14 protein-coding genes are annotated in these 13,344 nt (G+C 60.8%); 9 read left to right on the plus strand and 5 right to left on the minus strand.

Annotated features, from left to right (window positions below):
* Positions 1–63: 63 nt before the first annotated feature.
* From fdhA to KZO83_RS10355, 5 genes are all read right to left on the minus strand, one after another.
* Positions 64–1,251 (minus strand): formaldehyde dehydrogenase, glutathione-independent, encoded by a 1,188-nt coding sequence (fdhA, locus tag KZO83_RS10335; protein ID WP_247620740.1) that lies wholly within the window; start codon positions 1,249–1,251, stop codon positions 64–66.
* 83 nt (positions 1,252–1,334) lie between these two features.
* A complete protein-coding gene (locus KZO83_RS10340) occupies positions 1,335–2,639 on the minus strand; it encodes a TRAP transporter large permease (protein WP_247620741.1) in 1,305 nt (434 codons plus the stop codon).
* Positions 2,636–3,163 carry a TRAP transporter small permease gene (locus tag KZO83_RS10345; RefSeq protein ID WP_247620742.1) on the minus strand — a complete coding sequence of 176 codons (528 nt, stop codon included), beginning with the start codon at positions 3,161–3,163 and terminating at the stop codon, positions 2,636–2,638. Before KZO83_RS10345 ends, KZO83_RS10340 begins: the two co-directional genes overlap by 4 nt.
* A 7-nt stretch (positions 3,164–3,170) precedes the next feature.
* Positions 3,171–4,166 carry a TRAP transporter substrate-binding protein gene (locus tag KZO83_RS10350; protein WP_247620743.1) on the minus strand — a complete coding sequence of 332 codons (996 nt, stop codon included), beginning with the start codon at positions 4,164–4,166 and terminating at the stop codon, positions 3,171–3,173.
* Between the two features lie 159 nt (positions 4,167–4,325).
* Entirely contained in the window at positions 4,326–5,579 is a 1,254-nt protein-coding gene (locus tag KZO83_RS10355) for a LysR family transcriptional regulator (RefSeq protein WP_247620744.1), read from the minus strand.
* Positions 5,580–5,780: 201 nt separating this feature from the next.
* Here KZO83_RS10355 and galB point away from each other — a divergent pair, with 201 nt between their 5' ends.
* Genes galB through KZO83_RS10400 form a run of 9 tightly spaced genes read left to right on the plus strand, consistent with a single transcriptional unit; the run spans position 5,781 to position 13,303 of the window.
* On the plus strand, positions 5,781–6,518 hold the full coding sequence (galB, locus tag KZO83_RS10360; RefSeq protein WP_247620745.1) for a PIG-L deacetylase family protein: 738 nt from the start codon (positions 5,781–5,783) through the stop codon (positions 6,516–6,518).
* Complete coding sequence (locus tag KZO83_RS10365; protein WP_247620746.1) at positions 6,515–7,249, plus strand: 4-carboxy-4-hydroxy-2-oxoadipate aldolase/oxaloacetate decarboxylase; 735 nt, start codon at positions 6,515–6,517, stop codon at positions 7,247–7,249. Before galB ends, KZO83_RS10365 begins: the two co-directional genes overlap by 4 nt.
* Positions 7,246–8,358, plus strand: coding sequence for a 4-oxalomesaconate tautomerase (locus tag KZO83_RS10370; RefSeq protein WP_247620747.1), 1,113 nt, complete (start codon positions 7,246–7,248; stop codon positions 8,356–8,358). The genes KZO83_RS10365 and KZO83_RS10370 overlap by 4 nt, the downstream gene beginning before the upstream one ends.
* Complete coding sequence (locus tag KZO83_RS10375; RefSeq protein WP_247620748.1) at positions 8,355–9,068, plus strand: alpha/beta fold hydrolase; 714 nt, start codon at positions 8,355–8,357, stop codon at positions 9,066–9,068. The genes KZO83_RS10370 and KZO83_RS10375 overlap by 4 nt, the downstream gene beginning before the upstream one ends.
* The gene (locus KZO83_RS10380) at positions 9,065–9,520 is read left to right on the plus strand and encodes a nuclear transport factor 2 family protein (protein ID WP_247620749.1); all 456 of its coding nucleotides are present in this window, start codon (positions 9,065–9,067) and stop codon (positions 9,518–9,520) included. The genes KZO83_RS10375 and KZO83_RS10380 overlap by 4 nt, the downstream gene beginning before the upstream one ends.
* Positions 9,521–9,580: 60 nt before the next feature.
* Positions 9,581–9,937, plus strand: a complete 357-nt coding sequence (locus tag KZO83_RS10385; protein WP_247620750.1) for a protocatechuate 3,4-dioxygenase — start codon at positions 9,581–9,583, stop codon at positions 9,935–9,937.
* On the plus strand, positions 9,937–10,782 hold the full coding sequence (locus KZO83_RS10390; RefSeq protein WP_247620751.1) for a class III extradiol dioxygenase family protein: 846 nt from the start codon (positions 9,937–9,939) through the stop codon (positions 10,780–10,782). Before KZO83_RS10385 ends, KZO83_RS10390 begins: the two co-directional genes overlap by 1 nt.
* Before the next feature lie 27 nt (positions 10,783–10,809).
* On the plus strand, positions 10,810–12,096 hold the full coding sequence (locus KZO83_RS10395; RefSeq protein ID WP_247620752.1) for a gallate dioxygenase: 1,287 nt from the start codon (positions 10,810–10,812) through the stop codon (positions 12,094–12,096).
* A gap of 40 nt (positions 12,097–12,136) precedes the next feature.
* The gene (locus KZO83_RS10400) at positions 12,137–13,303 is read left to right on the plus strand and encodes an MFS transporter (RefSeq protein WP_247620753.1); all 1,167 of its coding nucleotides are present in this window, start codon (positions 12,137–12,139) and stop codon (positions 13,301–13,303) included.
* Positions 13,304–13,344 lie beyond the last annotated feature (41 nt).

Consider the following 13,344-nt stretch of genomic DNA (forward strand, 5'->3'; position numbering starts at 1 on the left):
GGACTGGGTAGCCGCTACCCAGTCCTGTTCATATTCACTCTGGCAATTTTCACATCAGTATCTTCACGCCGCGCCAAGTAGCCCATGTGGGTCCAGCACGAACTTGCTGGCCACGCCGGCATCGAACTGCTGATAGCCCTGCGGTGCGTCTTCAAGCGAGATGACCTGGGCATTGACAATCTCGGCGATGTTGAGTCGCCCGTGCAGGATCGCCTGCATCAACTGGCGGTTGTACTGCACCACCGGCGTCTGCCCGGTGTGGAAGGAATGTCCCTTGGCCCAGCCCAGGCCGAAGCGCAGGCTGAGATTGCCGCTCTGGGCCGCCTTCTCGGTGGCGCCGGGGTCCTCGGTGACATAGAGGCCAGGGATGCCGATCGAGCCGGCTTCGCGTGTCACTTCCATCATCTGATTGAGCACCACCGCCGGTTGCTCCTTGCCGCCATGGCCCACGGCCTCGAAGCCGACGGCGTCGATGGCACTGTCGACCTTCGGCTCGCCCACCACGGCGGCGATCATCTCGCCCAGGCGATCGTGGCGGCTCAAGTCGATGGGTTCGAAGCCCATCTTGCGGGCGTGTTCCAGGCGCTGCTGGTTGAAGTCCCCGATCATGACCACCGCGGCCCCCAGCAGGTGCGCCGATGCCGCCGCGGCAAGCCCGACCGGGCCGGCCCCTGCGACATAGACCGTCGAGCCCGCGCCTACCTTGGCATTCAAGGCACCATGGAAGCCGGTCGGCAGGATATCGCTCAACATCGTCAGGTCGCGGATCCTGTCCATCGCCTGGTCGCGATCCGGAAACTTGAGCAAATTGAAGTCCGCGTACGGCACCATGACATAGTGCGCTTGACCGCCGACCCAACCGCCCATGTCGACGTAGCCATACGCCCCGCCGGCACGATCATCATTGACGTGCAGACACAGCCCGGTATGTCCTTCCTTGCAGGTGCGGCAACGCCCACAAGCGACATTGAACGGCACCGAGACCAGGTCCCCGATGTCGAGGAATTCGACGTCCTTGCCCTTCTCGATGACCTCGCCGGTGATTTCGTGGCCCAATACCATTCCCGCTGGCGCGGTCGTGCGTCCGCGCACCATATGCTGGTCGGACCCGCAGATGTTGGTGGAAACCACCTTGAGGATCACGCCATGCTCAATGGTCTTGCCACTAGGCGCTTCCATCTTGGGATAGGCAATGTCCTGAACTTCGACCTCGCCGGGTCCGGTATAGACGACACCACGATTATTAGCCATTTTCGACCTCTCTCGCTGCGAATGAGCCGATACCGCACCCGGTATCGGCATGCCGGGACCAGCGCCCATTTACCGCGAGGCATCTAGTCCATCATCGTATCGGGCAGGAAAAGCACGATTTCGGGGAAGACGATCAACAGCCCGATGGCCGCGATCATCATCAACCAAAACGGCATGACACCCTTGAAGATGTCACGTAATGGCACATTGGGCGCCACGGATTTAACGATGAAAACGTTCACGCCCACGGGCGGACTGATGAGCCCCATCTCCAGCGTCAACACGACAACGACACCGAACCAAATCGGGTCGAACCCCAGTTGAGTAATCACCGGAAAGAAGATCGGCATGGTCAACACCAGCATCGCGAAGCCTTCCAGGAAGCACCCCAACACCAGGTAGCAGGCCAAGATTATGAGCAGGATCCCATAAGGCCCAATATCCAAGTGCATCAGGAAATCGCCCAGCGCTTGCGGAATATGACTCAAGGCCAGAAAGGGATTGAGCATGTGCGCAGCGATCAGAATCAGCATCACGGTGGCCGTGGTGGTGATCGAGCTTTGCGCCGCGCGCCAAAACGCGGCCAGCGTCAACTTGCGCATGCCCGCACCGAAGGCCACCGTCAAACCAGCGCCTACGGCCGCCGCCTCGACAGGAGAAAAGATCCCGCTATAGATGCCACCGATCGTCAACAGAATGATGATCAAAATCGGCGTCGCCCCAAGCAGCCCCTGCTGTTTTTCCCGCCATGAGGTCTTGGGCCCTGAGGGGGCAAGAACCGGCTTGATGGTGGCCAATATCATGATCAAGATGACGAACAGAAGGCATAGCATGATGCCGGGCAGTACGCCCGCCAGAAACAGCCGCCCAATGGACTGCTGCGTCAGGATGGCGTAGATCACGAAACCGGTTGAGGGTGGGATGAGGATGCCAAGCGTCCCGCCTGCAGCCACCGAGCCCGTCGAGAGCTTGGCACTATAGTTGTATCGTTCCATCTCGCTGAGCGAGACACGGCCCATGGTCAAGGCCGAGGCCACCGATGAACCGCATAATGCGGCAAAACCCGCGCAGCCCACTACCGTGGCCGACGCCAGCCCGCCGCGTACGGAACCGATGAGCGCATAAGCGGCGTCATACAACTTACGGCTCATTCCCGCCTCAGTGGCGACATTCCCCATTAGGATGAAGAGTGGAACGACGATCAATTCAGCGTTAGAAGCAATGGTGAAGGTTTCGCTGACCAACAAGCTCAGGGCGGAATTGAAACTGTCCAGGAGCGTGACACCGCCGAAGCCCACAGCGAAGATGGCAAATGCAACGGGGATCCTCAACACCAGCAGCAACAATAACGCCACGATACCTAGGAAGCCGATCAACTCGGTATTCATAAATCTTCTTCCCCGTGAGGAGCTGGATAGCGATTCCGGGGACTCAACAAAGTAGTCACAATTCGCGCGAACATGGCAAGAGCCGTCAAAAAGGCGAAGAAGGCGACAGCGTATTGAAAAGGCCCCTTAGGGATACCGATAATATTACTACTCAAATTCAAAAGCTCTGAGATTTCAGCCGCGCCAATCATGGTGTAACCGATGGCGGTAAAGATGGCGCACCCAATGACCCATCCAGCGATATCCAGAAAGAAATTCATCTTTCTTGGAAACTTGTCTTCGAAAATATCGACGGCAATATTGCCGCCTTGCTTATCACAGAGAGCCATACCGCCGAACACGACAATCACCATCGTCATTTCCGACAAATCCTGTGCTCCCGTCAAGGGAAAGCCGAAAAGCCGTCCCGTCACGTCTACCAGTGTCACGAGAACGATAAAGATCAATGCCAGTGTGCCGATGATGCTGGATAGGCTTACGAGCCTATCCAGCATGCGGGTCACATGCGTGAGTATGTGACTCATATCAGGCTCACTCCCCACGCATGGCGTCTAGCACACTTTCTGTACCTTTTTCCGCCAAACGCTGCTTGCGAAACTCATCGGCGATCTTTTCAAACTTCGCTATTTCCTCATCGCTGAGTTCAATCACTTCATTATCAGAATCTTCGCGTATCTTCTTCAACGTTTCATTGGCGCGGGCATTCCAGCCTTGCTCACCGCTTCGTGACAACTCTTTGCCGCTATTGTCATCGATTGCCTTTTTGAACTCATCGGAGAGACTATCGTATTTATTTTGATTCATGGCCAAATAGAACATGATATGACCCAATGGCGCGCCCACCGAGTAGACATTGGCGACTTCATCGAGTTTGAAGTCATTGACGGCGCTGGCACCGGTCACCAACCCATCTATCAAGCCCGTCTGGAGCGAGTTGTAAACCTCCCCAGCAGGCATTTGCACGGGAGTGCCGCCATAAGCATCGACCAGTGCCGCCGTCATTTCTCCAGAGACACGAATCTTCAAGCCCTCGAGATCTTCCGGTGTATGAATTTCTTCATCTTTCATGATGAAAATACTTGGCTCGCTCGTCCAAAGCGCGAGCGGTTTAGTTCCTGGAAACTCACTTTTAAGTTGGTCGTCATAGGCATTCCACAGCATGTCATAGCCATGCATCCCATCGGGAATCGCACCCGGCATTTCGACAACCATGGACTTCTTGAACTGTGATGAGGTGTATCCGGGGATCCCCCAAGCAATATCGGCGACACCCTGCAAGACACGCGGATATTGTTCCTTGGGCCCCGAGCCCAGCTCCCCGCCAGGATATACTTTGACTTCCAGCTCGCCGTCAGTCTGCTCCTCGACGCCTTCTTTGAAGGGATAAACAATGGAACTGTTGACGACATGAGCAGGTGAAACGAAGTGAGCAAGTTTCAAGGTTTCTGAGGCATTGGCACCTGCGCTGACAGCCATTGCCACGCCAGCCGTCAGCGTTAGCAGGGTACGGTTTCTTAACGTTTTCATTCTGGCGTCTCCCGACTTTTATTAAACTTTAGTCTTGTTTTCCCTCCGTTTTCGCACAAAAACACATAAGGAAACGGAGCCTTAAAGCACCGTACCCGGCCCTCAGTCACAGCAACAAATTCAAATCACGTGCTTGGGTATACGTTTTTGCTATCCCGGTCACGAATGAGACGGCAAGCCTGGGCTAGCCATGCGTTCGCCGAGTTCCAGCAAAATACGCCGAAGCACTTTCAAGGCATGCGTTGGGGAATCATCGGTACGCGTCGTGATACCGATCGGGCGTAAGGTGCCCGTCAGCTTGATGGGAAGAAGCGCCAGTTGGCCGCTTTGGACCTCGAAGAAAACCTGATGAGGGGAAACCAGTGTCACACGATCGCTATCCAACAACAGCGTACGGATGGTGCTGAGGTTGCCGGATTCGACCACCACATCGGGAGGCGCCAAACCGGCACTGCGGAATTCCTGCTCGAAGCTCACGCGCGCGGGCGTCCCCTGGCGTGGCGCGATCCACCGCGCATCGAGCAGGTCACTCAACGCCAGCGAGGCATGTTGCATCAGAGGATGATCGCGGCGCGCCGCGACGGCGAGGCGATCATGAAAAAGTCGCTGCTGGGTGGTGTCTTCGCTTGTGCCAGCCTGGCGCAGTGCGCCGATAAGAATATCGATCTCGCCATGGCGCAACGATTCAAATAGCGCATCATAGGTGCCCTCGAGGATCGTGACATGCAACTCCGGCAGCTCGCGCAGCAGCGCGTCCACCGCCTGAGGGACGAGCAGCGAGCTCGACAACGGCAAGGTCCCGATGACCACGCGCCCGCGCACCTCGCCTTGCCAGGCCGAAAGGTCATCGCTGACCAGGGACAGCTCTCGCAGCGCCACCTTGACATGACGAATCAACACCGCGCCGCCATCCGTCGCCAGCATGCCGCGTTGCGTGCGTAGGAAAAGGGCGATGCCCAGCAGGCGTTCCAGATCGCGCAGATTGCCACTCACCGCTGGCTGGGTCAGCCCCAGCCGCTTGGCCGCCTGGGGCTCGTTATGTAGATCGGCAACGGCCACCAGCACCGTCAATTGACGGTGCGACAAGCGTTGCGTGAGCCGCTCGCAATGGCCCGCTGGTTGCATGCGCGCCAGCGCGGCCTCAGCATCGCCGAGTTGCTGCAAGGCGCGCCGGAAACGATGCAGGACGATCTTGCCCGCAGTGGTACACAACATGCCGCTGCGATGGCGCTCGAACAGTGCCAGCCCGAGCTCTTTCTCCAGATCGCGTACTGCCCGGGTCACCGCAGGTTGCGACAAATGCAGCGTCTCGGCCGCACGCATCACACTGCCCGCTTCGGCAACCGCGATGACCGCTCGCAAACGCCGCATATTAGGGACGTAATCGAACGCCTCACGATACAGTTCGGTCATGAAGGATTCCTTGGCATTGCTTGCTCACGCTCAGCATGCCCCACGATAGAACATGGCGATATGCCATAAAGGGAGCATGCCAAGCATCTAACGCACCTGCCGCATAAGCAAAACGCATGTTGACGCCGGCGAAAAACATTATTCGCGTTTCAGACGAGGTGACAGGATAAAACCATCGTCTTCAACGGTAGGTTTCAATAAATGACTGGCGCTTCTTCTCCTGCTGGCCTGGTGGTCAGCGCACATTCTGCGGACTTCGTATGGCGGGCGGGCGGCGCCATCGCCCTGCATGCCCGGCAAGGCTATGCCATGCATATCGTCTGCCTGTCGTTCGGCGAGCGCGGTGAATCCGCCAAGCTTTGGCGACAGGGCAACATGAGCGAGGAAAAGGTCAAGGCGGCTCGCCGCGAAGAAGCCGAAGCGGCCGCCGCCGCGTTGGGCGCCAGCGTCGAGTTCTTCGACATCGGCGACTACCCCATGCGCGCCGACAAGGAGACGCTATTCCGGCTCGTCGAGGTCTACCGCCGCATACAGCCCGAGTTCGTGCTCACGCACTCGCTCAAGGATCCCTACAACTACGATCACCCGCTCGCCACCGACCTCGCCCAGGAAGCCCGCATCATCGCCCAGGCGGAAGGCCACAATCCCGGCGAGACCATCGTCGGCGCTCCGCCCGTCTATTGCTTCGAGCCGCACCAGCCGGAGCAATGCCAGTGGCGCCCCGATGTGCTGCTCGACATCACCGAGGTGTGGGACGACAAGTACCGCGCGATTCAGTGCATGGCCGGGCAGGAACACCTGTGGGAATACTACACCCGCGTCGCCCTGCAGCGTGGCGTGCAGGCCAAGCGCAACATCGGCATCACCGCGAAGAAGAACATCAAGTATGCCGAGGGTTATCAAAGCATCTTCCCCCGCGTCACGGAGAATCTAGCATGACGACCTCCCTGGAAACCCCCGGAATCGTCGTACGCGACGTTCCCCGGGCTGCACGCGAACACATCGACGCACTCGGCGAGGAGGGCGTCGCCACCGTACACGAAGCCCAAGGACGCAAGGGGCTACTCGACCCCGCGATTCGCCCCATCCAGCAGGATCATGGCATCAGCGGCTCGGCGGTGACGGTCCTGGTCTCTCCCGGTGACAACTGGATGTTCCATGTCGCCGTGGAACAGTGCCAGCCCGGCGATATCCTCGTGGTGGCCACGCGCTCTCCCTGTGTCGACGGCTATTTCGGCGACTTGCTGGCCACGTCTCTGCAAGCCCGCGGCGTGCGCGGCCTGGTGCTCGACGGGGGCGTGCGCGACACGCGTATCCTGCGCGAAATGGGCTTCGCCGTCTGGTCGCGCGCCGTGCATGCCCAAGGCACCGTCAAGGAGACTCTGGGCTCGGTGAACATTCCCGTCGTCTGCGCCGGCCAGTGGATCAATCCCGGCGATATCGTCGTCGCCGACGACGACGGCGTGGTCGTGGTGCGTCGTGACGAGGCCGACAGCGTGGTCACCGCCAGCCGCAAACGCGCCGCCGCCGAGGAAGACAAGCGCGTGCGCCTGGCCAATGGCGAACTGGGCCTCGACATCTACGACATGCGCCAGCGCCTCGCCGACAAGGGGCTGACCTATTACGACGACCCGCAGGCGCTGGCGCGTGCCATGGGGTCCTCGTCATGAGCCAGACGCGCATTCCGTGTCTGCAGATGCGCGGCGGCACCTCGAAGGGGCTGTACTTCCTCGCCGAAGACCTTCCTCGCGATACCGTGCAGCGCGATGCGGTATTGCTCGCCGCGATGGGCTCGCCCGATGCGCGTCAGATCGATGGCCTGGGCGGGGCGACATCGCTGACCAGCAAGGTCGCGATCGTCGACCGCCCGACTCGCGACGACGTGGATGTGGACTATCTCTTCGCCCAGGTCGTCGTCGATGCCCCACGCGTCGACTATGGCCAGAACTGCGGCAACATCCTCGCCGGCGTCGGCCCCTTCGCCATCGAGCGCGGTTGGGTGACGGCATGCGACGGTACGACACCGGTACGCGTGCACATGGTCAATACCGGTCAGGTAGCGATCATCCATGTCCCAACGCCCGGCGGGAGCGTCGAATACGCCGGCGACGCCGAAATTTCCGGCGTGCCAGGCAGTGCTGCCCCCTTGATCGTCGAATTCCAGGATACCGCCGGCTCGAGCTGTGGCGCCCTGCTGCCCACCGGCCAGCGCCGCGATAATGTCGAAGGTATCGAGGTGACCTGTCTCGATAACGGCATGCCGGTGGTCCTGTTACGTGCCGAGGATCTCGGCGTCAGCGGCCACGAAAGCTGCGCCGACCTGGAGGCCAATACCGCGCTGCGGGAACGCCTCGAACGCATCCGCCTGGCGGTGGGGCCGCGCATGAACCTGGGCGACGTCAGCGAACGCACCGTGCCCAAGATGACCCTCATCGCCGCGCCTCGGCATGGAGGCAGCCTCGCCACGCGCTCGTTCATTCCGCATCGCTGCCACGAGGCCATCGGCGTACTCGGTGCGGTCAGCGTGGCCAGCGGCTGCCTGGTGCCGGGCACCGTGGCCGACGGGCTGGCGGTGCTGAACGAGGGACCGACACAGCGCCTGTCGATCGAGCACCCGACCGGCGAGTTTACCGTCGAGCTGACCCGTGACGCGGACGGCGAGATCGTCCGCGCGGGACTACTGCGCACCGCCCGACTGCTCTTCGAAGGCCACTTGCATGTGCCGCGTGCCGTCTGGAATGGCGACACCGCGGCCCACTCCAACGGAGCCGCTTCATGACATCCGTACCGCTATTGCCGCTGCCGGGCCTGCTGTGCGACGACGCCGTCTGGGTTGAAGTACGCGAACATCTCGTCGCCCCTACGCTGCCCACGCCCGACTACGGCATGGCCGATTCCATCGGTGCCATGGCCGACATTACCTTGCAAGACGCGCCCGAGCGATTCATCGCGGTGGGCCATTCCATGGGCGGCCGCGTCGCCCTCGAGATCCAGCGACGCGCACCGCAGCGTGTCGCGGGCCTGGCGCTGCTGGATACCGGCTTCCGCGGCCGGGCAGCGGGAGAAGCGGGCCAACGCGAAAGTGACAACCGTCACGCACTGCTGGCCAAGGCCCGCCAGGACGGGATGCGCGCGATGGGCAACACTTGGCTGCAAGGCATGGTGCACCCAGAGCGGCTCAACGACGAGGCGCTCATCGAAGCGATTGTGGCGATGATCGCGCGCAAGGACCCCGAGACCTTCGCCGCCCAGATCGACGCCCTACTGGCCCGCCCGGACGCCACCGCGCAACTAGCCGACATCGCCTGCCCGACCCTGCTGTTGTGCGGCCGCCAGGACGGCTGGAGTCCGCTGGAACGCCATGAAGAAATGGCAGGGCTCATTCCCGGCAGCCGCCTCGAGGTCATCGAGGAAGCCGGCCACATGAGCCCCATGGAACGTCCCGCCGCCGTCGCCCGAGCGCTCGACCATTGGAGAAACAGCCTATGAGCCCTTTGTCCCACGAAACCCGAGCGGCCATCGAGCAGGCCTGCACCCGCCTGGTCCTCGATGCCGCCGCCGCCACCGACCGTCAGGACTATGCCGGCCTCGTGGCGCTTTTCACACCGGACGGCCAACTGTTTCGGCCTACCGCTCCCGAGGAACCGCTCGCCGGGCGCGAGGCGATCCTGGCAAGCTACCAAGCAAGGCCACCGCAGCGCATCACACGGCATTTCTGCAGCAACATCCGTGTCCAGGTGGAAAGCGCCGAGCGGGCGCGGGTCAGTACCTATGTGCAAGTTTTCGCCGCCGACACCCAACACGCGCCAGACGGCCACTTCGGCTGGCCGCTGGCAGGCCGCACCATGATCGGTGAATTCGACGACCTATGCGTGCTCGAGCAAGGCGCATGGCACTTCGTCGAACGCCACGCCCGCTTCGTCATGCATCGCGATGGCTGACGCCATGGCACGCTATGCGTCATGTCATTTAGCAACCCACACAAAAAGGGAGTACACGCCATGTCGGATACACAAGAGCGCTGGGGCATTCCCGGCACCTATGTCTTCGACCTTGCGCTCTCGCGGCAAGGGTATGCCATCAACAAGATGTGCAACTCGCTCAAGTTCGACGAGAACCGCGAGGCCTTCAAGGCCGACGAAGAAGCCTATATGGAACGCTACGGTTTGTCGGAAGAACAGAAACAGGCCGTTCGCGAGCGTGACTGGCTGCGTCTGACCCAGCTCGGCGGCAATCTGTTCTTCTTCCTCAAGCTTGGCGCCACCCTGGGCTACGGGCTTTACACCATCGGCGCACAGATGCGTGGCGAGAGCTACGAACAGTTCATGTCCACCCGCAACGTGCCAGGAGCAACCTAATGGGCAAGATCGTCGCCGGCATCGGCTCCTCCCATGTGCCCTCGATCGGGCGCGCCTACGATCAGCAGAAACAAACCGACCCGGCTTGGCAGCCCCTCTTCGACGGTTACGAACCCGTCAAGCGCTGGCTGGCCGAGGAGGTCAAGGCCGATGTCGTCATCCTCGTCTATAACGATCATGGCACCGAGTTCTTTCTCGATTGCTACCCCACCTTCGCGCTGGGCGTCGCCGACAGCTACGCCGTAGCAGACGAAGGCTACGGCAAGCGCCCCTTGCCGGACTTCCCCGGGGATGCGGCCTTCTCCGAGCATCTCGCCAATCACCTGGTCGCCGACGAGTTCGACCTGACCCTGTGCCAAGAAATGGCGCTGGACCACGGCTTTCTCACCGCCATGCCGCTGCTCTGGGATCACGACGACACGGCCTGGCCGGTCAAGGTCGTGCCGCTGCTGGTCAACGTCATCCAGCATCCGCTGCCCACGGGCCAGCGCTGCTACAAGCTGGGCGAGGCCATTCGGCGCGCTGTCGAGGCCTATCCCGAGGACACCCGCGTTGCCGTCGTCGGCACCGGTGGCCTCTCGCACCAGCTCAATGGCGAGCGTTTCGGCCACATCAATGAAGAATGGGACAAGCAGTGGCTACAGCGCATCCAGGACGAACCCCGCGAGCTCGCCGCACTGTCGCACAAGGAGGTCATGACGGAGGCCGGCGCCGAGGGCGGTGAAGTCATCATGTGGTTCGTGATGCGCGGCGCCATGACCGAACGCGTCGAGGAGGTGCATCGCTTCTACTACGCCCCGATGACCACGGGTATGGCGCTGCTCGCGCTCAATAATAGCGACTGACTTCCGCTCTCGAACGAGGTATCGAAAATGGCACGCATCGTCGGCGGACTCGCCGTTTCCCACACGCCCACCATCGGCTTCGCCGTCGATCACGAGAAGCAGGAAGAAGACGCCTGGGCACCGATCTTCGAGAGCTTCGCGCCGATGACGCAGTGGCTGCAGGACAAGCGCCCTGACGTACTCTTTTACATCTTCAACGATCATGTGACGTCGTTTTTCTTCGACCACTACTCTGCCTTCGTACTCGGCATCGACGACCATTACGAGGTCGCCGACGAAGGCGGCGGGCCACGCGACCTGCCCGGCATCGGCGGGCACGCAGCGCTGTCTCGTCATATCGGCGAGAGCCTGATGGCGGATGAGTTCGACATGTCGTTTTTCCAGGACAAGCCGCTCGACCACGGCCTTTTCTCGCCCATGTCGGCGCTTTTGCCCTTCGAAGATGGCTGGCCGGTCGATGTGGTGCCCCTGCAGGTGGGCGTCTTGCAGTTTCCCATTCCCAGCGCGGCGCGTTGTTACAAGCTGGGGCAGGCGCTACGCCGTGCCATCGAGAGCTATCCGGACGATCTCGACGTGGCCATCGTCGCCACCGGCGGCGTCTCACACCAAGTGCACGGCGAGCGCGCCGGCTTCAACAACCCAGAGTGGGATGCGCAGTTCCTCGACCTGCTGGTCAATGACCCACAACAGCTCACCCAGATGACGCTGGCGGAATTCGCCACACTGGGGGGCCTGGAAGGTTCGGAGGTGGTCACCTACCTGATCATGCGTGGCGCGCTGTCCCAAACCGTGACCGAACGCCATCAGGATTATTACCTACCGTCGATGACCGGGATCGCCACCCTGATCCTCGAAAATCAGGCGCAGCCCAACCCTATCGATCTAAGCGAGCGCTATCGTCAACACAGCCGCCATCAACTGGCCGGCATCGAGGCACTGGAAGGCACCTACCCGTTCACGCTCGAACGCAGCCGCAAGGGCTATCGCATCAATCGCTTCCTGCATCGGCTGATCGAGCCCGAATGGCGCGAGCGCTTTCTCGCCGATCCCGAAGCGCTCTTCGAGGAGGCGGCACTCAGCGATGAGGAGCGCCGCCTGATTCGCGAGCGCGACTGGCGGGGCATGATCCATTATGGCGTCATCTTCTTCCTGCTGGAGAAACTCGGCGCCGTCATCGGCACCTCCAATCTCCATATCTATGCCGCCATGCGCGGCGAGAGCCTGGAAGAATTCCAGAAGACCCGCAATCAGCAGGTCACCTACTCCGTGGCTCGACGTCGAGATACCGACGACGCATCCTCGGCAGAGACTTGATAAGCTAACGCTTTATTTCACCACCACCCGGGAACGTTCGATGGTTCATAAAAAGGCAATTGCGTATTCAGTGTCATTCGCCGCTTTTCTGGGCCCTTTTACGCAAACCGTCTACGTTCCCATCCTTCCCGAGTTGCAAGACACGCTGGCCACCAGCCAACTACTGATCAACACCAGCATCTCGGTGTTTACCTTCATTATTGCCTTCATGCAGATCCTCTACGGTCCGCTGACCGATAGCCTGGGACGTAAGAAGGTGCTACTCCCCGGGATCGCACTTTACGTCGCGGCGTCGATCGGTTGCTTTTATGCCGATCACATCACCTCGCTGCTCTTCTTCCGCGTATTTCAAGCAGTCGGGATCGCAACGGGATCGGTGGTCGCTGTCACCGTCATCGGCGATCTTTTCCAGGGCGAGGAGCGCCTCAAGGCGATGGGCACCTTTCAGATGATGGTCGCGCTCGGCCCCGTCATCGGACCGGTCGCGGGCGGCTTCATCGCCGGCCGGTTCGACTATCACTTCGTCTTCCTGGCGCTGGCCATCGCCGGTGCGTTGGTGGGGATAGTCAACTGGCTATTGTTGCGGGAAACGAAACCTTCTGGCCCTGCCCGCAAGATCGATCTCGCCGAATACGCCCGCATCGCACGTGACCGACAGGGGCTGACCATCGGCATTCTGGGCTTTGTACAGTTCTATATTTACTACAATTTCCTGGTCTATCTGCCGGTCATCCTCGACCAGGGATACACGCTCTCCGTGGCTCAGAAAGGACTGATGTTCCTGCCGCTTTCCGTCGCCTTGGTGCTGGGAAGCTTCCTGAGTAGTCGTGTGCAGAAACGTCTCTCGACGGAAAGTCTGCTGGTGATCACCGCCTTGTTGTGCGCCATCGATGTCGTGGCCTTTCTGGTCACGGCAGCGCACTCGCTGACACTACTCATCGCGACGACATTCCTGTTCGGTTTGCTGCTGGGCCTGTCGCTTCCCGCGCAGACCGCACTGCTGACGCGAATCTTCGTTACCCACCGCGCCACCGCCGTAGGTCTCTACAACTTCTTTCGCTTCATGGGCATGGCCAGCGGGCCGTTTCTCGGCGCCCTGTTGTTCGGCCTCGGCGGTCTCCCCCTGTTGTTCAGCATCGCCGCGCTGTTGTTCCTGCTCATCGCACTGCTCGCTTGGCGTAACCTCATGTCCTCCCAACGCGCCTAGACAATGCCCCTCTCAGAGGCACCCTTGCCCTTGAGGGGCCA

It is taken from the genome of Chromohalobacter moromii, from assembly GCF_023091865.1.
Taxonomy (GTDB): Bacteria; Pseudomonadota; Gammaproteobacteria; order Pseudomonadales; family Halomonadaceae; genus Chromohalobacter; species Chromohalobacter moromii.

What these genes read in the sequence shown, in the direction of transcription:
- fdhA (WP_247620740.1), bottom strand. Translation starts at nt 1,251, where the DNA reads ATGGCTAATAATCGTGGTGTCGTCTATACCGGACCCGGCGAGGTCGAA.
- KZO83_RS10340 (WP_247620741.1), bottom strand. Translation starts at nt 2,639, where the DNA reads ATGAATACCGAGTTGATCGGCTTCCTAGGTATCGTGGCGTTATTGTTG.
- KZO83_RS10345 (WP_247620742.1), bottom strand. Translation starts at nt 3,163, where the DNA reads ATGAGTCACATACTCACGCATGTGACCCGCATGCTGGATAGGCTCGTA.
- KZO83_RS10350 (WP_247620743.1), bottom strand. Translation starts at nt 4,166, where the DNA reads ATGAAAACGTTAAGAAACCGTACCCTGCTAACGCTGACGGCTGGCGTG.
- KZO83_RS10355 (WP_247620744.1), bottom strand. Translation starts at nt 5,579, where the DNA reads ATGACCGAACTGTATCGTGAGGCGTTCGATTACGTCCCTAATATGCGG.
- galB (WP_247620745.1), top strand. Translation starts at nt 5,781, where the DNA reads ATGACTGGCGCTTCTTCTCCTGCTGGCCTGGTGGTCAGCGCACATTCT.
- KZO83_RS10365 (WP_247620746.1), top strand. Translation starts at nt 6,515, where the DNA reads ATGACGACCTCCCTGGAAACCCCCGGAATCGTCGTACGCGACGTTCCC.
- KZO83_RS10370 (WP_247620747.1), top strand. Translation starts at nt 7,246, where the DNA reads ATGAGCCAGACGCGCATTCCGTGTCTGCAGATGCGCGGCGGCACCTCG.
- KZO83_RS10375 (WP_247620748.1), top strand. Translation starts at nt 8,355, where the DNA reads ATGACATCCGTACCGCTATTGCCGCTGCCGGGCCTGCTGTGCGACGAC.
- KZO83_RS10380 (WP_247620749.1), top strand. Translation starts at nt 9,065, where the DNA reads ATGAGCCCTTTGTCCCACGAAACCCGAGCGGCCATCGAGCAGGCCTGC.
- KZO83_RS10385 (WP_247620750.1), top strand. Translation starts at nt 9,581, where the DNA reads ATGTCGGATACACAAGAGCGCTGGGGCATTCCCGGCACCTATGTCTTC.
- KZO83_RS10390 (WP_247620751.1), top strand. Translation starts at nt 9,937, where the DNA reads ATGGGCAAGATCGTCGCCGGCATCGGCTCCTCCCATGTGCCCTCGATC.
- KZO83_RS10395 (WP_247620752.1), top strand. Translation starts at nt 10,810, where the DNA reads ATGGCACGCATCGTCGGCGGACTCGCCGTTTCCCACACGCCCACCATC.
- KZO83_RS10400 (WP_247620753.1), top strand. Translation starts at nt 12,137, where the DNA reads ATGGTTCATAAAAAGGCAATTGCGTATTCAGTGTCATTCGCCGCTTTT.